The sequence below is a fragment of the Paraburkholderia phenazinium genome (assembly GCF_900141745.1).
Classification (GTDB): Bacteria; Pseudomonadota; Gammaproteobacteria; order Burkholderiales; family Burkholderiaceae; genus Paraburkholderia; species Paraburkholderia phenazinium_B.
Window position 1 is genome coordinate 360,123 of record NZ_FSRM01000002.1, and the last position, 17,915, is coordinate 378,037.

Sequence of the window (17,915 nt, forward strand, 5' to 3'; positions counted from 1 at the left end):
CTAGTGTGTCCCTCTTTCTGGATCATTGCGGTAAGCTGCAATACCGCTCGGAAACGGGTCTACTCACTCCACGAAGGTCACGGTATGAAAGTCGCCATTGTCATATTCGATGGTGTGCAGGCGCTCGACGTTGCAGGCCCCCTCGACGTGTTCGCGGAAGCAAACACGATCCTGCCCGAACATCAGAAGTACGAAGTCTCGCTGGTGGGCGCGCGCGCCGGTACCGTGACGTGCTCGAACGGGATGGGACTTTCCGTGCCGTTCGGCTACGCGGACCTCGACACGCAATGGGATCTGCTACTCGTCGCGGGCGGCCCGCAATTGCCCGACGCTCAACCGTCCAGTGACTTCCTGACGTGGCTGCAAAATCAGGCAAGCAACGCGACGCGGTTTGGCTCCGTTTGCAATGGTGCATTCGTACTGGCTCATGCGGGACTGCTCGACGGCAAGGAAGTGACGACTCATTGGTCGGACGCAGATCGCCTCGCCCACGAATTTCCGCAGGCCTCCGTGCAGCCCGACAAGATCTTCGTTCGTGACGGACGCCTGATTACCTCGGCAGGTGTGACGGCCGGCATCGATCTGTGCCTCTCGCTTGTCGCCGAAGACTGGGGGCATGAACTGGCGGTGCGCGTCGCAAAGCGTCTTGTCGTCTACATCCAGCGCGAGGGTGGTCAGTCCCAGTACAGCCCTTACGTCGGAAGCGGAAGGGATGAAGATCCGATTATCGGCAAGGTGCACCGCTACGTGACCGAACACATCACCGAAACGCTATCGATCGAACAGCTCGCTGGCGCAGTTGCGGTGAGTCGAAGAACCTTCTCGCGAGTATTCGCGAAGTATGCCAAGGTGACGCCCTCCGCGTTTGTCGAACAGGTTCGCGTCGACACCGCGAGAAAGTTGCTCGAAGACTCGGATGCACCGCTGAAAACCGTCGCATTCAAATGCGGATTTCGGAGTGCCACACATATGCGCACGACTTTCTCGCGCCGGCTGGAGGTCACCCCGAAACAATATCGGCAACGATTCCGCGGCGAGGCCGGCACGCAACCGTGGGCCATTCAGGGTGCCGGCAAGCAGATCTCGCTTCAAGGACTGGCTCATCCGTGACTGAAGCTGATTCCATTCAGCCGCTTCCTGACATCCTTGAGCCGGGCCTGTCGGTAATCTTTTGCGGGATCAATCCGGGTCTGCGTGCGGCGTCGACAGGTCATCACTTTGCGGGCCGCGGCAACCGGTTTTGGCGGGTGCTGCATCTTGCAGGCTTCACGCCTGAACAGATCCTTCCCGAAGACGACCGTTCGATTCTTCGATACGGTTGCGGTCTCACCGCGGTGGTCCCGCGCGCCACAGCGCAGGCCGCCGAGTTGTCGCGCTCGGAGATCGAGCTGGCCGGGGAGGCTTTTCGGCTAAAGATCGGGCGGTACGCCCCGCAACACGTCGTTTTCCTCGGAAAGATGGCACTCGCGGCCATCTCCGGCACGCGCGATATCGATTGGGGGCTGCAAACGAAGCCCTTCGGCGGCGCATACGCTTGGGTCGTACCCAATCCAAGCGGATTGAACCGGGCGTTCGGCCTTGACGCGCTGGTGGCCGCCTACCGGGAAGTTCGCGTCGCCGTCGCGTCCACGTCCTGAAGGTGCGCGTTTTTGCGTAGCGCCTCGGTCACGAACTCCACGAAAGCGCGAATCTTGCCGCTGGTGCTTCGCCTTTCTACGTGAAGCAGGCTCACCGGTGTCGCCTCGGGCTCGAATGAGGTCAGCACAGGTTGGAGCCTGCCATCGGCTACATCAGGCGCTGCCTGATACGACAGAAACTGGGCGATTCCCACTCCATCGACGGCAGCGAGAAGAGCAGCGGGACCCAGGTCGACAATCATCCGCGGCTGAAGTCTCACAGGCAGCCGCGAACCGTTCTCGTTGAACGCCCACTCGAGCGGAAGCGAGACGCCCGTGAACGATACACAGTGGTGATCGGCCAGATCTCTGGGGTGAAGGGGCTCCCCATGCTCGGCGAGATAGGAAGGCGCCGCGTACGTCCGACGCCGCACAAAGCCTAGCGGAACGGCGAATGCCGAAGAGTCGCCGAGATGGCCGATACGGATGGCAATATCTACACCCTCTTCCAGAAGCCGCGTCGTTCGATCGGCGTACACCGCATTGACGTTGACGTCCGGATAACGCAGCACGAAGGCGTTGACCAGCGGCGCAACATATCGCTGGCCGAACAGGACCGGTGCGGAAATAGTCAATGTCCCCACGGGATTGAGTTGATCGGCCGCCAAGGTCGCTTCTGCATCCGTGATGGTGTCCAACACCTTGCGGCAGGCTTCGAGGTATGACAGGCCTGCATCCGTCGGACGAACCGTTCGGGTCGTGCGGGCCAGCAGATGTGTGCCGAGACGCGATTCCAGCGAATTGACCGCCCGCGAGACCGCGGCGGACGACATGCCAACTTTGTCAGCCGCACCCGTGAAGCTGCCCCGGTCGACGATGGCCACGAAAATCTCCATCTCACGCAATTTGTCCATTTCGCTCCCTACCCTCATACGCGTCCATAAGCCGTGATTCTATGCGTTGTGATCGAGGTGCCGGAGATCGGCCTGCAAAAGACTTTTTCAGGCCGTGAAGGTTATGCAGAACGTCCTTGAACGCATGGCAAATTTCGATCACTCATTGGCCCAATACCAACTCGTTTGGACTCCAATGAATCGGGCCGATCCTGGACAATCTCTACACGTTGTACGACTAACCAAACGAGAGAGGTCCACATGTTCTCCGCAATGCTTGAAGTTCACCCGATCCCCGAGCAGGTCGATGCCTATCTCGGCATGGCCAAAATGCTGCGTCCTGAACTGGACAAGATCGACGGATTCATCGACAACAACCGCTACGCCAGTCTCACACGCGAGGGGTGGCTTCTTTCGCTGTCGAGTTGGCGCGACGAGAAATCGCTCATCCGCTGGCGTACCGAAGCGACGCACAACAGGATCATGCAGGCTGCGCGCGACCGCGTGTTTTCCGACTATCGCCTGCGCATTGGTCAGACCGTCAGCGATACGCATGTGCCCGCGGGACACGCCTTGCTCGAGCAGCGCCTGGATGTCACCGAGACGGGAAAAGGTAAGGCGGTGACGCTACATGACGGGAAATTCTCGCCAGCATGGGTGAAGCAGAGCAGCGCAGACGAGGTGGCGAAATCACTCGGAGTGGATACAAGCGCGACTGACCTCGTTTCCTGGGACGTCTTCGACGCACTGCTGGCACCGGGAGACGTCATCGCCGTTCTGACGTGGCGCGACCATGCAGCAGCTGAAGCGTTCCTGGCCAAGGCGGTTACGGCGGATGCATCGCGCGTGCGCAATATCCGCGTTATCCGGGAGTACGGCATGTTCGATCGCCGGGAAGCGCCGCAGTACTTCAAAGAGACGCAACCGAAGATGTAACCCGGCCGCCGGTCGCTATCGGTGCCGGAGCGTCTTCGCTTCTCATGTGATCTCCAACACCGACATTTAGAAGCCCTATTGAACCTGAACAGTAACGGGATTGCCATGACTACAGCCAACCTTTTAACGACGACAGCCGCTCCTGCGCAGGCGGCGCCCGCACAATCCGCGCTTCCGCTTCGCCTGGCGATTGGTCTCGTTGGAATGCTGCTCGCGTCATTATTGGCTATTCTCAACGAACAGGTCACCGCGCAGTCCCTGGCGGACATTCAGGGCGCGCTCTCGATAGGGCATGACGACGGAACCTGGCTGACCGCTTTATTCGAAGCGGCCAATGTCGCGACGATGGTGTTTGCTCCGTGGTTTGGCATCACGTTCACGCTCAAGCGATTCACCATCGGCGCCGTGATCGCGACGATGCTGTTCGGGATCCTCTGCCCCTTCGCACCAAACCTGCTGACGCTCTATGCGCTGCGCGTCCTGCAGGGAATTGCAGGGGGATGTCTGCCCCCGATGCTGATCATCGTGGCGCTGCGCTACCTTCCGCCCAAGGTGAAGCTATACGGCCTCGCGGGCTACGCCCTCACGGCGACCTTTGGACCGGCGCTCGGCACGCCGCTCGCTGCTTTGTGGACCGAGTATGTCGGCTGGCAGATGGCGTTCTGGCAAATCGTGCCGCTTGGTATCGCGTGCTGTGTGGCGATCCAGCAAGGGCTTCCCGCCGATCCCCTCAAACTCGAACGGCTCAAGGCATTCAACTGGACCGGGTTTTTGACGGGATTTCCGGCCGTCGCGATGCTCGTGACGGGCCTGCTGCAAGGCGATCGTCTGGACTGGCTCAATTCCGAGCTCATTCGCGTGATGTTTATTGGCGGGGGGCTTCTGTTTGCGATATTCCTCGTCAACGAGTGGTTTCACCCGCTGCCTTTTTTCAAGCTGCAGTTGCTGTCGCGCAGAAACTTCACGCACGGACTGACGACCCTGCTGGGCGCGGTGATCCTGCTGGTGGGTGTGGCCGCAATACCCGGCCAGTATCTCGCGAGCGTTCATGCCTACAGGCCGCTGCAGACTGCGCCCTTGTCGTTGCTGGTTGCTATCCCGCTCCTGATCACGCTCCCACTGACCGCTGCCGTTCTGAATCTGCGGCGGGTCGATCACCGCTGGGTCATGGCGATCGGCCTGTGCCTCATGCTTGCCACGTGCCTGATGGGGAGCTTCATTACCTCAGAGTGGATTCGCAACAACTTCTACTGGCTTCAATCGATCCAGATCGTCGCGCAGCCGATGGTAATCCTGGGAATCCTGATGGGTGTGACGACGGGCCTGGCCCCGACAGACGGCCCATTTGCTTCGGCGATGTTCAACTCGCTCAAAACCTTTTCAGCGGCTGTGGCAACGGCGCTCATCGAAGGGCTGAGCACCGATCGGGAACACCTTCATTCGAACATGCTCGTGGACCATTTAGGCAACCACGCGCTTGTAGCAAGTCAAAGCGTCGACGCAGCAAATAGCCTCGGCGAACTTGCACACCGGATCCACGAGCAGGCAGTGGTGCTGACGTCGGCGGATCTTTACCGGGTCATGGCGGGTGTTGCCATCGCCCTCCTTTTCCTGGTGCCCGTGTTACCCGTGCGAATCTACCCGCCGTGGTGCACGACGCCCTCCACTTCACGCTAAGGACGGTTCTTATGTCATCCGCTGCTAAATCTCCCCTCAGGATTATTCGTGTTGCCGCGTTGCTTGTTGCGGCCGGCATTGGTGCGTGGGCTTGCACAAGCCTGACCGGCAACTCGAATACCGAATCCACTAACGACGCTTACGTTGAAGCCGATTTCACCTTGGTGGCGCCGCGTATCGCCGGTCAGATATCCGACGTATTCGTCAACGACAACGAGTCGGTCAAGGCCGGGCAATTGCTGGTCCGTATCGATGATCGCGACTTCAAGGCCGCTTTGATGAGTGCGGAAGCGGACGTGGCTGCGGCAAAGGCGTCCGTTGCGAACTACGACGCCGAGATCGCGCGGCAGCCCTCGCTGGTCGAGCAAGCGAGCGCGACGCTCAAATCGGACGATGCGTCGATCGGGTTTGCAAGAGCCAACGCCTCGCGATATCAGGACCTCTCGGACGCAGGTGCGGGAACAACCCAAGAGCAACAGCACGCGTCGAGCACGCTCGCCGAACAACTCGCGCAACAGGCACACGACCGGGCCGCGCTGGCGTCGACCGAGCAGAATCTCGACGTATTGCGTACCCAACGCGATAAGGCAGCCGGCGCACTCGCACGCGCCGAAGCGGCGCTCGATCAGGCACAGCTCAATCTGTCCTATACGGAGGTTCGCGCCCCGGTGGACGGCAAGGTTGGACGGCGTTCCGCACGGGTTGGAGCGTTCGTGACGCCAGGTGCGCCGGTTCTCGCGATCGTGCCGCTTTCGGACGCTTACGTTGTTGCTAACTTCCAGGAAAACCAGATCACCAACATGCGCCCTGGCGAGAGCGTACGCATCAAGGTCGACAGCTTCCCTGGCGTTGTGATTCATGGTCGTGTCGATAGTCTCGCGCCTGCAACCGGCGTGGCCTTCGCGCCTATCGCACCCGACAACGCGACGGGCAACTTCACGAAGGTGGTGCAACGCGTGCCGGTGAAGATCACGATCGATCGAGGTCAGGAGGCAGCGTCTGCGCTGAGCGTGGGGCTGTCTGTCGAAACGGAAGTTGCCGTGGGTCAGCATAGCGATACCCTGGCCGAAGCAGGAGAGAGAAAATGAATACGAACGGCTTTTCTTTCAGCGCGCTGGTGTTGGAGATACTGGCGTGCCTCGTGATAGCGGGCTGTACGGTTGGGCCGAACTTCGAACCTCCCGTGACGTCCACGCCGCCGCAAGTGTTCGATCGCACTCAGGCGGCGCAGGCTCCAAGCAAGGCTGTCGAGACCGACTTCGATACGGACTGGTGGACCCTGTTCAACGATCCCACCTTGAATACGCTCGAACAGCAACTGGCCAATGCGAACCTCGATGTGGCCGCGGCATCGGCGCGCCTTCGCCAAAGCCGGGCTGAGCAACGGGTCGCAGGTGCAGCAGAATATCCCACGCTGGACGGCGCTGCGTCGTATGACCGCGAGCGCGGAAGTCCAAACGGCATCCTGTCGCTGCTCGGGGTTAGTCCGACCGAAACGCAGTCGCAATCCGCTTCGGGTAATACGCCGCTCGGTGTCGCGCCGTTGCCGGGCTCCAAGGGTTCGCCGGCGTACAACCTCTATCAGGCAGGCTTCGACGCCTCCTGGGAACTCGATATCTGGGGCCGCAATCGACGTGGTGTCGAAGCTGCGACTGCCTTGACGCAGGCTTCTTACGAGGATCGAAACGCTGTGTTGCTGTCAGCCCGCGCTGAACTCGCGCGAGACTATATCGAGCTTCGCGATACACAGTCGTTGCTGCGCATTGCGAAGCAAAACCTCGAACTTGCTCGCGATACCACGAAACTCACGCAAGTCCAGGTACGCGAAGGCGTGACGACGGATCTGGACGTGGCCAACGCTTCCGCGCAGGCGGCTTCGATCGAGAGCCTGATCCCGACGCTCGAATCGCGCTGCGAGACCACGATCAACGCGATTGGCGTATTACTCGGCGAAGAGCCAGGCGCGCTCGCGCAAACACTAAGCGAGCCGCATGACGTCCCCGAGCTGCCTGCGCAGGTACCCATCGGCTTTCCGTCGGAGCTGGTGCAACGCAGACCGGATATCCGGCAAGCGGAGGCACAGCTGCATGCTGCCACTGCCTCGATCGGTATGGCAAAAGCCGATTTTTATCCGCGCATTTCGCTGAATGGCAGCGCAGGTTTTCAGAGTTTGCAGCTCTCGAGCCTCGCCAACTGGGCCTCGGGACAGTTTGTTGTCGGACCCTCCATCACGATGCCGATTTTTGAAGGCGGACGGCTCAAGGGGACATTGCATCTGCGTGAGGCGCAACAACAGGAAGCCGCGATCGTCTATCAACGCACCGTACTTGAAGCGTGGCGCGAGGTGGACGATGCGCTGGTGGTCTACGATGCCGAACAGCAGCGGCGTGACCGATTAACGGAGGTGGTGGCTCTGAACCAGCGCGCACTGTCGGTCGCGCAGCAGCGTTACAAGGCCGGTGCACTCGATTATCTCGACGTGCTGAACGTACAGAGGCAGTTGCTCGATGGCGAAAGCAATCTTGAACAAAGCAAGGCAACCGCTGACGCGAATCTGATCACGCTTTGCAAGGCGCTTGGCGGTGGCTGGGAGTCGACTTATGCCAGGCAAGACGTGTCGCGTTGATGGGAGCATTGCTCACCGTCCCTGCGTAGTACTGACCGGAACGGTACGCGCTGCAACCAGGCTCTGCCGACGCAGTGCTTCAGTTGTTTCGCCGGAACCATCGGCGCGCCAGCCCGGCGGCAAGATCACATAGCAGATCGCAGCCCACACGCTCCGCGCCGACGCGATATCCCGTGCAAGACTAACCCAGTGCTCGAATTCGACGACGAGCGGATTGCGTGAGCGCGTCGGTGTCGTGAGACCGTAGCGGCACGGCTCATCGGCGCGTTCTTCCACATACGTGCCGAACAGGCGATCGAAGATCACAAGCACGCCGCCAAAGTTCGCATCGAGATAATCGACATTCGATGCGTGGTGCACGCGATGTGCCGACGGCGTATTGAACACGTATTCAAGCCAGCCGAGTTTCGGCGTCCACGTGTTATGCAGCCAGAACTGATAAAGCAGATTGAAACTCAACGTCGCCAGCACGATTTCAGGGCGCACACCGAGCCACACCAGCGGTGCGAAGAAGATCGCCGAGCCAGTCAGTTTGCCGGTCAGGCCGAGGCGATAAGCAGACGAAAGCGTCAACTGGTTCGGCGAGTGATGAACCGCATGCGTCGCCCAGAAAAAGCGGATGCGGTGCGACGCACGGTGATACCAGTAGTAGCAGAACTCCTGTCCGATAAAGAGCAGGAACACCATCAACGCGCTGTTGAGCGTGACGGTAAAGATCCGGTGATCCCAGGCAAGGGCGAAGACCGGCGTCGCGAGCGAAAGCGGCAACAGCGCGAGCAGCTTGCGGCCGGCTACATCCGCCAACGAAATCCATACTTCATACCAGTCGAACGGCAAAGCGCTATTGCGCTGTGTGCGGGTGAGCACCCATGCCTCGATCAGCGAGACACCAATGACGAACAACGTAACAAAAAGCGCGATTTTTCCAGTAGTCAACATGATGGGCAGATAACGGGTTGAGAGGTGAGACGCGTCGTCTGCGGGTAAAGCCGCTATCGCGTCGGGTGAAGCTAATGTAGTGGGCTGCCCGGCCAAAAACCACGCGTAAACCATGTCGCCAGATGTCACGGAACTCCGGCCGCGACGGCAAGCCGGCCGCGCAGCCCGGCTGCTGGCGGCGCGCCGCCATGGTGTAACACCGCGACATCTTTTACCGGGCGATTATTTCGCGAGCTCCTTTTATAGTTCGTCCCGTTGCCACGCCGCAGTGCGTGACTGAACCGAACCTTGAAGGACACCTCATGAAACTCCGCCACCTCACCGCAGCCAGCGCTGCGCTGCTCATCGCCCTCAGCACACCCGCCTTCGCCGGATGGTCGGGTCATGGCACTGCCTACACGCCGCACGGCACCTACAACGGCGCACATTACGGCTCCTGCACGGGCGGCAGCTGTACGCACGCAGGCGGCGTCGCGAATCCCTATGGCGGTATCGCCACCAACACCGGCACCGTCACTCGCACTGCTCCCGGCCAGTTTTCGAATTCGGGCACAGCCACCGGCCCTAACGGACGCCAGGTCCAGCACTCGGGTGACACAAGCTGCGCAGGCGGTACGTGCGACCACACCGGCACACTGACCGGCTCGGACGGCCACAGCGCCACGACGTCGGGCAGCGTGACGCGCAACGCGCCGGGTCAGTATTCGTCTTCGGGCACGATCACTGCCGCGAATGGCAACACCACTAGTCACACGGCATCGACAGACTGCGCCGGTTCCACCTGCACCCGTTCCGGCACCGTGACGGGCACCGACGGTGGAACCGTCACGCATTCGGGCAGCGCGACACGCGTGGCCGCTGGCGTGGTCACGACGGGCGGCGGCACGACGGTCGTGCACGGCGGCACAGTGACCACCGGTGGCACTGTCACGACGGTGGGCGCTACGGTTGCCGTGGGTACCGCACCGGTTGTGGTCGCGCCGCCGCCAGTCGCCGTCGCAGCCGCACCGGTGGTCGTGGCGCCGGCACCCGTGGTCGTCGCGCCTCCGGTTGCATACGTGCCACCGCCGCCCGTCGCCTACGTTGCGCCTCCTGCACCGAAGACCGTCTACGTTGCGCCGCCCCCGCCCAAGGTGGTCTACGTCGCGCCGCCCCCGCCGCGTGTCGTGTTCATCGCGCCGCAGTCCCGCACGCTGTATGTCGCGCCGCGTCCTGTGTATGTAGCGCCCGCGCCGCGTCCTGCTGTATTCGTGCCGGGCCACTGGGTTGGGCGCTTCTGGGTGCCGGCGCACTGGGCGTAACGGCAAACATCAGATCAATGAATTAACCCTGCCGGCCATGAGCGTCGGCCACACCACGGAGTAAATGATGAAAAAGATGATCGCGGTTCTTGTCTTGTGTATTGTTTCGGCAACGGCTTCGGCTCAGAGCGCACTGCCACCTGCGGATACCCCGCGCGGCGAGCGTGCGATGCAACAATTGCAGGCTCGCTTTGCCAGTGCCAACACGACGGGCGACGGCAAGCTGACGCGGGAACAGGCGGCTGCGGGTATGCCGATGGTCGCGAAACATTTCGACGAAATCGATACGCAGCACGTCGGTTATGTCACGCTGCCGCAAATCGAGGCACTGATGCAACAGAAAGCAATGTCACGCTGAATGCCAATGAAGCCAGGAGACGCGTCATGGAGCAGGTGAACAGGATTATCGTGCTGGACGACGAAGCCGAGTTGCGCAACATGCTGCAACGGTTTCTGACCGGCCACGGGTTCCATGTGCGCGTCGTCGCCGACGGCAAGCAGCTCGACCGCTACCTGCAGCGCGAACCGTACGACCTGCTCGTGCTGGACCTGATGATGGAACCGGAAGACGGGCTGACGATATGCCGGCGGCTGCGCGCCGAAGGGCAGACGCTGCCCATCCTCATGCTGACCGCGAAAGGCGACCCGGTCGACCGCGTGGTCGGCCTCGAAACCGGTGCCGACGATTACCTCGCGAAGCCGTTTCTCCCTGATGAACTCGTCGCGCGCATCCGTGCGCTGCTGCGCCGCCAGAAAATGGCCGCGGGCGTGCCGACCGTGACCTCGCAGACGCTGCGCTTCGGCGAATACCAGTTCGACGTCGGTACGCAAACGCTGCTGCATCGTGGCGAGCCGGTCGAGGTGCACTCTGCGCAGATGTTGCTGCTGCACGCGCTGGGGTCGTCGCCGAACCGGCCGGTGAGCCGCGAGAACCTGCTTGCGCGGGCGCGCGGCCGCGACCATGACGCGCTCGATCGCAGCATCGACGTGCAGATTCTGCGGTTGCGCCAGATCGTCGAAGACGATCCGTCGAAACCGCGCTTCATCAAGACCGTCTGGGGCGTCGGCTACATGCTCGTTGCAGGCATCGACTCGTGAGCATGCCTACGCGTTCAAACCGTCGCGGCAGATGGCTGCCGCGTTCGCTGCTGGCGCGCAATATCGTGCTGCTGGTGGCGCTCGTCGCACTAACCCAGGCATGCTCGTTTGCGGTGCTGCTGCATTTCGTGCAGCGCCCGCGCATCGACCGTGCTGCGATCATCTTCGCCGACTACGTCAAGACGCTCGATGGCGTGCTGGCCGCCATGCCACCCGACGAAGGCCGCGCCGCGGCCGCGCGCCTCGGCGCTCAGACAGAGACGCCCGAACATCTTGGCGTCGAACCGCAGCGCAGCCCGGTCCGCCTGTTTCGCACGTGGCAACGCGACGTCTTCGTCGGCGCACTGCAGCACTATCTACCGCCCGACATGCTGGTGCGCTGGCAGACCGGCGACGGCGAGCGGCTCTGGATTCGCGTGCACGTAGCCGGCGCGCCCTGCTGGATTGCGCTGCCGATGACCGAAGATGCGCAAGCGAGCGGCATTACCACGACGCTTGTGCTCTCCGTGGGCCTCGCGTTGCTGGCCGCGCTAACGGGTTATCTGATCCAGTTGCACATCAACCGTCCGCTCAAGGATCTGGCGCGCGCCGCGCGACACGTGAGCGCGGGCGAAGCGCCGGTCGTTCTCCCGACCGACGGGCCGACGGAAATCGCCCAGGTGAGTAGCGCGTTCAACCAGATGACCCAGGCGTTGCAGCAGGCTGAAGCGACGCGTGCGCTGATGCTCGCTGGGGTGTCTCACGACATCCGCACGCCGCTCACCAAGCTGCGTCTCGCGATGGCGATGGCGATTCCGCGTGGCGCCGACGATACGTTCGTGGCGTCGGCGGAAAGCTATCTCGACCACATCGACACGATTCTCCAGCAGTTCATGGATTACGCCGGCAGCGGCGAGCGCGAGGCGCCGCTGCCAGGCGATCTCAACGCGCTCATCGGTCAGCTCGCGGCGGATTTTGCGGGGCTCGGACACGAGTTCGAACTATCGCTCGGCGAAGTCCTCGTGTTCGCGTACCGGCCCGTGAGCCTGATGCGGCTCCTGATGAACCTGATGCAGAACGCGGTTGTCTATGGGCGCACAGGTCTCGCCGTGCGCACGTGGACCGAAGACGATGTCGCATGCGTCGCCGTCTGCGACCGCGGCAGCGGAATTGCCGCCGGGGAAATGGAGAAGCTCAAGACGCCGTTCAGCCGCGGCACGAACGCACGGACGCATTCGGGCGGCACAGGTCTCGGGCTCGCCATCGTCGAGCGCATCGCACGCCTGCACGGCGGCTCGCTTCAGTTTCGCGCGCGTGAAGGCGGTGGTCTCGAGGTGCACGTCACGTTGCCGCTAAACCGGCATTCTTCATAAAAAACGCGGGCATCCCCTGCCCGCGTGCGACGAATCCCGGCGACATCGCGCGACACAATTCCTGAATGGTGTGCGGGACCGCTTCCTCCCATACTCACGTCTGCGTGCTGCGGCACACCTCCCCCCGACATTTTCCGGCGCCACGGTGCCGATGACAGGATCGACATGCAAACCTCATTCAAATACCTCGTTGGCAATGCAAAACGTTTGGCAGGCATGGCACTCGTGGCAGGATCGCTACTCTTGACGGGCTGCGCCTCAGGCATCAACGGCACAACGCAAACCAGCGCGGCGCCGCACGTTCGTGCTGACGTCATCTATGTGTATTCGTTTAACGCCACCCCCGAGCAGGTGAAAATGGACAGCGGCATCGCACAGAAAATTGGGTCGGCGATGAGCGGCGAATCGTCTGCGCAAAAGCAGGTTCAGACCGCGATCGATACGCGCGAACAGGTCGCTAACGAAATCGTCCGCGAGCTGCAATCGATGGGCCTGCACGCGGTGCGCGTGGATGGCCCCGCACCGGCGAACCAGAACGCGCTGGTCGTCGAAGGCAGCTTCCAGACGATCGACGAAGGCAAGCGTCGCCGTCGCATCCTGATTGGTCTTGGGGCTGGCAAAAGCGAAGTGAGTGCGTCGGTGCAGATCCTGTATAAGCCCGCCGCAGGCACACCGATCGCACTGCAAAGCTTTTCCGCTAACGCCGACAGCGGCCATATGCCGGGCATCGCGGAAACAGCGGGGGTCGGTGCAGCGGCTGGTCATATTGCAACAGCTGCAGCGACAGGCACGGCGTTGCATGGCGTGTCCGAGGTGAAGCAGGACGGCGTGAGTGGTGACGCGAAAAAGCTGGGCGATTCGATCGCGAAGCAGATTGCAGCGGCAAACACCGCAAACGGGTGGATGTCGGCTAAACGTATCGACTGACGCCAGTCTCAACCTGGCGGCATCTGGCCGGACGCGTGCGGAGTATAGGGCACCTATCGAACCGGCCCAGGATGTCAGTCGTGGTTTCCGTCACTCCGGCAGTGCTACGCCGAGGCTCGCCATCAGCCCCCCGTCAACCCTGAACTCCGCGCCTGTGCAAAAACTTGCGCGATCGCTGGCCAGAAACGCGACGACCTCGGCGACTTCTTCCGGGCGCCCAATACGGCCGAGCGGCTGTGCTTTACCCCACTCCCGAAGGATTTCTTCCTCTCGCCCAGGAGCGGTTTCAGCGGCCGAAAAGCGTGTCATCGGCGCATCGATGCAGCCCGGACAGACTGCATTTGCGCGTATGCCGGCAGGACCAAAATCGACTGCGAGAGAGCGCGTCAAAGCAAGCATGCCACCCTTCGACGTCGCATAGGCGGCAACCCGGGCCTGGTTAGCAAGGGCCTGAACTGAGGCGATGTTGATGATCGAACCGCGTTGCAGTTTGAGCATGTGCGGCAATGCGTGATGACATGCCAGATACGTACCTCGCAGATTGACACCGATAACGCGGTCCCACTCGGCGGAGCCCATGGACGCAACAGTGCCATAGGGCTGAATTGCCGCATTGTTGACCAGTATGTCGATCGAACCCAGAAATGCGGCGGACTGCTCCATCGCGGCGGCAACCTGGTCCTCGATGCAAACATCGGCGGCGATCGCGATCACATTGTGTCCTTCGACACGTAACGTCAGGGCTGCCTGTTCCAGCACTTCGCGGTCCTCGCCCAGCAGTGCTACGGATCCGCCGCGCTGCGCAATCAACCGTGCGCATGCCAGCCCGATACCGCGTCCGCCACCGGTTACGATCGCGCCCTTCCCTGTCAGCTCACTCATAACGCCCCCGTTTTTCTGCCTGCTGTTATGCAGGCAACAGTAGATGCATCAGCATGAGAGGTTACGTCTCAAGAAGTCAATATAGACGATTTGAGGCGGCCAGCGGCGTGTAGTGCATCGGTCCACTAGACCCTGCTCCTTACGATCGTCGTGCACCACTCCGATTGACGTCGAAACCCACAACCGGCTCTTCGCCGACTTCAGCGGCCGGTTTTGCAGAATCATTCAAGGGAGTTTTGAATCCGGCCATGTATGTCATCGCATGGCGCGCCGGCATGGGTTTCGCGAAGTAATAGCCCTGCACAAAATCACACCCGAGGTCTACGAGGAAGGACAATTGCGTCGCAGTCTCCACGCCTTCTGCAACGACAGAAAGCCCAAGGCTGCGGCCCATTGCGAGAATGGCGGTAATAATCGCCTCGTCTTCACGGTTGAGACTGATGCCCCGTACAAACGACATATCGATCTTGAGGCGGTCGGCGTGAAATGTCCGCAGGTACGAAAGGCTCGAGTAACCCGCACCAAAATCGTCAATCGCGATGCCCACGCCCAGTTCGCGCAAGTCCTTCAGAACCTCCGTCGCGCCGGGCGCCACCAGCACACTTTCGGTGATTTCCAGTTCCAGTAACCGGGGCGGCAACCCCGCTCCCGCAAGGGCACGCTGGACGACCTGAAGGAAATCGCCTCGCACGAACTGGAGTGGGGAAACGTTGACTGACATGCGCAGTCCAGGCATCACCTGCTGCCACGCTCTGGCCTGCACACAGGCTTGCTCAAGCACCCATTGGCCGATCGGACCAATCAGCCCGTTTTCCTCTGCAACGGGGATGAAGGAGGCGGGATTGACGTGCCCCAACTCGGCATCGTGCCATCTGATCAGCGCCTCGACGCCAGTAATGCGGTTCAACTGTATGTCGACCTGCGGCTGGTAGACGAGCTTGAATCCACCGCTTTCGAGTGCAATGCGCATGCGTCGCGACAATGTCGTGCGCACCTGCGCTGCCTGCGCAAAACTCAGGTCGAAGCGCTGGATGGCATTGGGCCCCGACGCTTTTGCGCGGTACATGGCGAGGTCGGCGTGCCTGAGGAGGGTTTCGACGTCGTGCCCATCATCGGGAAAGCAGGCGATGCCGAGACTCATCTGCACGTGCACGAGGACATTTTCGAGCGAAACCGGTTCTTTCAGGCACGCGTGTATCAATGACAGCACGCCTTTCAGACGATCATCGGTTTCCGGTTTGGCAACAGCAAGGACAAATTCATCCCCGCCGTAACGCACCACCAGATCATCTGGCCCAACACAGGTTCGCAGTTCTCTTGCGACATGCTGCAGCAGACCGTCACCGGCTCTGTGGCCGAGCGTGTCATTGACGTCCTTGAAATGATCGATATCCATGAACAGGATTGCGAAAGTCACCTCGCCCGGCTGTGCATGCCGGACAGCGCGTTCGATCCACTCGCGCAACACGGCACGATTGGGCAGTGACGTCAGTGCATCGCTGCGCGCCTGCATATGCAACCGATCTCTCGATTCAACCAGTTCGGTAACGTCGTTCAGCACGCTGATGTGGTGGGTAATCGCACCGCTCTCATCGCGCACCGGCGCGATGTAGAGCTGATTCCAGAACAGGGAGCCGTCGGCCCGGGTGCTGTGCAGCAAGGTGCTGACTTCCCGCTGCGCGGCCAGTTCGTGACCCAGTTGATCAAAGCCAGGCCGCGAACGATCACGTGCCAGCAGGAATGCGCCATCGCGCCCAAGAACGTCTTCCGGCGCATAACCGGTAATCCGCCCGAAAGCAGGATTCGCGTACTCGATAACCGCACCGCCCGTGGCGGTCACACGTGTAATAAGCACGGCGTTGACGCTTGCGTCCAGCGCGCGGCTTCGCAAACGCAACGCGAGTTCGGCCCGTTTCTGCGAGGTGGTGTCCTCGTAGCAGGTCAGCACTCCTGTCACGTTCCCCTGCGCGTCGGACAATGGCACTTTTGTTATGCACAGCCAGTGCAGGCTGCCGTCCTGCATTCGCAGGCTTTCTTCCTGCGACACCAGAGGCTCACGCGTTCGCATGACCTGGGCGTCGAGATTGATGAGCTGTGCTGATGACTCCTTCCACGGCATGTCGAAATCACCCAGACCAGCGACCTGTTCGACCTCGGTGAAGCCGGCGTCGGCAGCAAACGGCCGGTTACAGCCGACATATCGCAGATCGCGGTCTTTCCAGCAGATACGGTTCGGCACGCTGTTGATGACAGTCTCCAGCATCTGCTTGGCCTGCTGGATTTCCTGCTTGGCCTGCTCGCGTTCGGTCACATCGATGGCTGTGATGAAACAGGCGTCGTGACCACCGTACTGCAGGAAATGATAGGACATCTGCACGGTGATCACGCTCAGGTCGCGTCGCATATGCAGGCAGGTGTCACTGGCCTCGCTGCCCTCCGCCCCGCGGTGGAATCGCTCTATTTTTTCCTCGAACGAGACGCGCTGAGCGGCCGGAAAAAGCGCGGTGATGCGCATGCCGCTCAAACCGTCCGCACCATACGCATATTGACGCTGCGCGGCCCCGTTTGCCGCGAGAATGGTGAGTGACTGGACCTCGAAGATCAGCATTGCCACCGGGTGTTTCTCGAAGTATTCCCGAAAGCGCTTTTCCGCTTCGTCCGCAACGATCTTTGCGCGCGAGCGGGCAAGTGAGATCCGGTAATTGGCGGTAAATCCGTAAGCGAGCAGGCCGCTTGCCAGTACGGCAGTGATGGCAAGGGCAGTCCGCTCAATGGCAAGCCGCTGCGCGGCGTAGCTGGCATCTGCCCGCGCGCGTGCATCTTCCTGTGCGCGCAGTCGTGCGACCGCCACGGCGATCACGCTGAATGTTTCGTTTGCTGCAAGCAGGGTCGAACTGTTGACCGCCGTGCCGTGCACGCTCACCGCACCTGCGGTCAGTTCGTCCAGTTGCTGCGCCCACTGGGCGCTGGCCTCGCGCATCCTGGCGACCGTCGCGAGCGCGTCAGGCGTTCCCGCAAGGAGCTTCGCGAGGTCGTCGTAGCAACGCGTCGCTTCACCTACCCGTGCTATGGGCCACGCGTAGGAAGCCCAGCGGCTCGTGCCGAGGCCCTTCAGAAAATCAGTGTTCGCGTCGACATGCAACGCCTGCAGCACGTCAAGATCCTGTTTGACCTGGATGACCGCGGCCATGCGGGCATCGGCCCGTTCGCTGGAAGCGAAGATCTGGAAGGCTGCCGCCGCCACACAGCCGATGGCAATGACGCTCACCAGCACGGTCCGCAGCGCAGTGCCGTGCCGGAAAAGCCACTGCCGACCCGTGCTACCGGCCCAGTTCACCGAGGCCCCGCTATTCGTGGCACCCTGCCAGGGTGCAGCAATTCACCGGAGCAATGGATACGGCAAGATCTCGTCTGTTGGAGATGCGTGCGAGTATCGAGGCAAGACGCCATGGCGCCACCCGGCAGCCTGCGCTCCCGCAACTTGCTGTGGACCGGATTTTCGGTGAAGTTCATGAATCGACCTCTGATGGCTGCCTCTCTTCGTTATCGGCAGTTGGCTATCAAAACTTCAACAGCAAAAATATACGGATCGTTTTGCGTCCTGGTGATTTAAATCCAGGTGCCACGTGATGATGCATATCCCGAATGCGGTATGCGATCGGCATATT

General features: G+C 61.3%; 16 protein-coding genes. 12 read left to right on the forward strand and 4 right to left on the reverse strand.

Going from position 1 to position 17,915, the window contains the following annotated elements:
- Window positions 1–84 precede the first annotated feature (84 nt).
- Together BUS06_RS21680 and mug are read left to right on the forward strand one after the other, a co-directional pair.
- A complete protein-coding gene (locus BUS06_RS21680; RefSeq protein ID WP_074266491.1) occupies window positions 85–1,110 on the forward strand; it encodes a GlxA family transcriptional regulator in 1,026 nt (341 codons plus the stop codon).
- Window positions 1,107–1,637 carry a G/U mismatch-specific DNA glycosylase gene (mug, locus tag BUS06_RS21685; RefSeq protein WP_074266492.1) on the forward strand — a complete coding sequence of 177 codons (531 nt, stop codon included), beginning with the start codon at window positions 1,107–1,109 and terminating at the stop codon, window positions 1,635–1,637. The genes BUS06_RS21680 and mug overlap by 4 nt, the downstream gene beginning before the upstream one ends.
- Here the strand turns inward: mug and BUS06_RS21690 are convergent.
- A complete protein-coding gene (locus BUS06_RS21690) occupies window positions 1,598–2,530 on the reverse strand; it encodes a LysR family transcriptional regulator (protein WP_074266493.1) in 933 nt (310 codons plus the stop codon). The two genes, mug and BUS06_RS21690, sit on opposite strands and share 40 nt — an antisense overlap.
- Window positions 2,531–2,770: 240 nt before the next feature.
- Here BUS06_RS21690 and BUS06_RS21695 point away from each other — a divergent pair, with 240 nt between their 5' ends.
- The 4 genes from BUS06_RS21695 (at window position 2,771) to BUS06_RS21710 (ending at window position 7,748) form a co-directional block, all read left to right on the forward strand.
- Entirely contained in the window at window positions 2,771–3,445 is a 675-nt protein-coding gene (locus tag BUS06_RS21695; RefSeq protein WP_074266494.1) for an antibiotic biosynthesis monooxygenase family protein, read from the forward strand.
- A 105-nt stretch (window positions 3,446–3,550) separates the two neighbouring features.
- Window positions 3,551–5,122, forward strand: coding sequence for an MFS transporter (locus BUS06_RS21700; protein WP_074266495.1), 1,572 nt, complete (start codon window positions 3,551–3,553; stop codon window positions 5,120–5,122).
- Between the two features lie 11 nt (window positions 5,123–5,133).
- Window positions 5,134–6,210: an HlyD family secretion protein gene (locus tag BUS06_RS21705; RefSeq protein WP_074266496.1), complete on the forward strand. Its 1,077-nt coding sequence runs from the start codon at window positions 5,134–5,136 to the stop codon at window positions 6,208–6,210.
- The gene (locus tag BUS06_RS21710; protein WP_074266497.1) at window positions 6,207–7,748 is read left to right on the forward strand and encodes an efflux transporter outer membrane subunit; all 1,542 of its coding nucleotides are present in this window, start codon (window positions 6,207–6,209) and stop codon (window positions 7,746–7,748) included. Before BUS06_RS21705 ends, BUS06_RS21710 begins: the two co-directional genes overlap by 4 nt.
- 12 nt (window positions 7,749–7,760) lie before the next feature.
- On the opposite strand, the gene BUS06_RS21715 is transcribed toward BUS06_RS21710, so the two are convergent.
- Entirely contained in the window at window positions 7,761–8,687 is a 927-nt protein-coding gene (locus tag BUS06_RS21715; RefSeq protein WP_074266498.1) for a sterol desaturase family protein, read from the reverse strand.
- Between the two features lie 302 nt (window positions 8,688–8,989).
- Between BUS06_RS21715 and BUS06_RS21720 the strand changes: the two genes are divergently transcribed.
- From BUS06_RS21720 to BUS06_RS21740, 5 genes are all read left to right on the forward strand, one after another.
- On the forward strand, window positions 8,990–9,988 hold the full coding sequence (locus tag BUS06_RS21720) for a hypothetical protein (protein WP_074266499.1): 999 nt from the start codon (window positions 8,990–8,992) through the stop codon (window positions 9,986–9,988).
- 67 nt (window positions 9,989–10,055) lie between these two features.
- Window positions 10,056–10,346 (forward strand): EF-hand domain-containing protein, encoded by a 291-nt coding sequence (locus BUS06_RS21725; protein ID WP_074266500.1) that lies wholly within the window; start codon window positions 10,056–10,058, stop codon window positions 10,344–10,346.
- A gap of 26 nt (window positions 10,347–10,372) precedes the next feature.
- On the forward strand, window positions 10,373–11,086 hold the full coding sequence (locus BUS06_RS21730; protein WP_074266501.1) for a response regulator: 714 nt from the start codon (window positions 10,373–10,375) through the stop codon (window positions 11,084–11,086).
- 2 nt (window positions 11,087–11,088) lie between these two features.
- Window positions 11,089–12,438, forward strand: coding sequence for an ATP-binding protein (locus BUS06_RS21735; RefSeq protein WP_074266502.1), 1,350 nt, complete (start codon window positions 11,089–11,091; stop codon window positions 12,436–12,438).
- A gap of 165 nt (window positions 12,439–12,603) precedes the next feature.
- Window positions 12,604–13,365: a DUF4410 domain-containing protein gene (locus BUS06_RS21740; protein WP_074266503.1), complete on the forward strand. Its 762-nt coding sequence runs from the start codon at window positions 12,604–12,606 to the stop codon at window positions 13,363–13,365.
- A 90-nt stretch (window positions 13,366–13,455) separates the two neighbouring features.
- On the opposite strand, the gene BUS06_RS21745 is transcribed toward BUS06_RS21740, so the two are convergent.
- Window positions 13,456–14,247: an SDR family NAD(P)-dependent oxidoreductase gene (locus BUS06_RS21745; protein WP_074266504.1), complete on the reverse strand. Its 792-nt coding sequence runs from the start codon at window positions 14,245–14,247 to the stop codon at window positions 13,456–13,458.
- Window positions 14,248–14,386: 139 nt separating this feature from the next.
- Window positions 14,387–17,437: a sensor domain-containing protein gene (locus BUS06_RS21750; protein WP_367946978.1), complete on the reverse strand. Its 3,051-nt coding sequence runs from the start codon at window positions 17,435–17,437 to the stop codon at window positions 14,387–14,389.
- Here BUS06_RS21750 and BUS06_RS38280 point away from each other — a divergent pair.
- Window positions 17,384–17,860, forward strand: coding sequence for a hypothetical protein (locus BUS06_RS38280; RefSeq protein WP_254368933.1), 477 nt, complete (start codon window positions 17,384–17,386; stop codon window positions 17,858–17,860). The two genes, BUS06_RS21750 and BUS06_RS38280, sit on opposite strands and share 54 nt — an antisense overlap.
- Window positions 17,861–17,915 lie beyond the last annotated feature (55 nt).

Coding starts and splice junctions, on each gene's coding strand:
- BUS06_RS21680 (WP_074266491.1), top strand. CDS start 85: ATGAAAGTCGCCATTGTCATATTCGATGGTGTGCAGGCGCTCGACGTT.
- BUS06_RS21745 (WP_074266504.1), bottom strand. CDS start 14,247: ATGAGTGAGCTGACAGGGAAGGGCGCGATCGTAACCGGTGGCGGACGC.
- BUS06_RS21715 (WP_074266498.1), bottom strand. CDS start 8,687: ATGTTGACTACTGGAAAAATCGCGCTTTTTGTTACGTTGTTCGTCATT.
- BUS06_RS21710 (WP_074266497.1), top strand. CDS start 6,207: ATGAATACGAACGGCTTTTCTTTCAGCGCGCTGGTGTTGGAGATACTG.
- BUS06_RS21730 (WP_074266501.1), top strand. CDS start 10,373: ATGGAGCAGGTGAACAGGATTATCGTGCTGGACGACGAAGCCGAGTTG.
- BUS06_RS21725 (WP_074266500.1), top strand. CDS start 10,056: ATGAAAAAGATGATCGCGGTTCTTGTCTTGTGTATTGTTTCGGCAACG.
- BUS06_RS21735 (WP_074266502.1), top strand. CDS start 11,089: ATGCCTACGCGTTCAAACCGTCGCGGCAGATGGCTGCCGCGTTCGCTG.
- BUS06_RS21690 (WP_074266493.1), bottom strand. CDS start 2,530: ATGGACAAATTGCGTGAGATGGAGATTTTCGTGGCCATCGTCGACCGG.
- BUS06_RS21750 (WP_367946978.1), bottom strand. CDS start 17,437: ATGGCCGCGGTCATCCAGGTCAAACAGGATCTTGACGTGCTGCAGGCG.
- BUS06_RS21720 (WP_074266499.1), top strand. CDS start 8,990: ATGAAACTCCGCCACCTCACCGCAGCCAGCGCTGCGCTGCTCATCGCC.
- BUS06_RS21695 (WP_074266494.1), top strand. CDS start 2,771: ATGTTCTCCGCAATGCTTGAAGTTCACCCGATCCCCGAGCAGGTCGAT.
- BUS06_RS21705 (WP_074266496.1), top strand. CDS start 5,134: ATGTCATCCGCTGCTAAATCTCCCCTCAGGATTATTCGTGTTGCCGCG.
- BUS06_RS38280 (WP_254368933.1), top strand. CDS start 17,384: ATGCAACGCCTGCAGCACGTCAAGATCCTGTTTGACCTGGATGACCGC.
- BUS06_RS21740 (WP_074266503.1), top strand. CDS start 12,604: ATGCAAACCTCATTCAAATACCTCGTTGGCAATGCAAAACGTTTGGCA.
- BUS06_RS21700 (WP_074266495.1), top strand. CDS start 3,551: ATGACTACAGCCAACCTTTTAACGACGACAGCCGCTCCTGCGCAGGCG.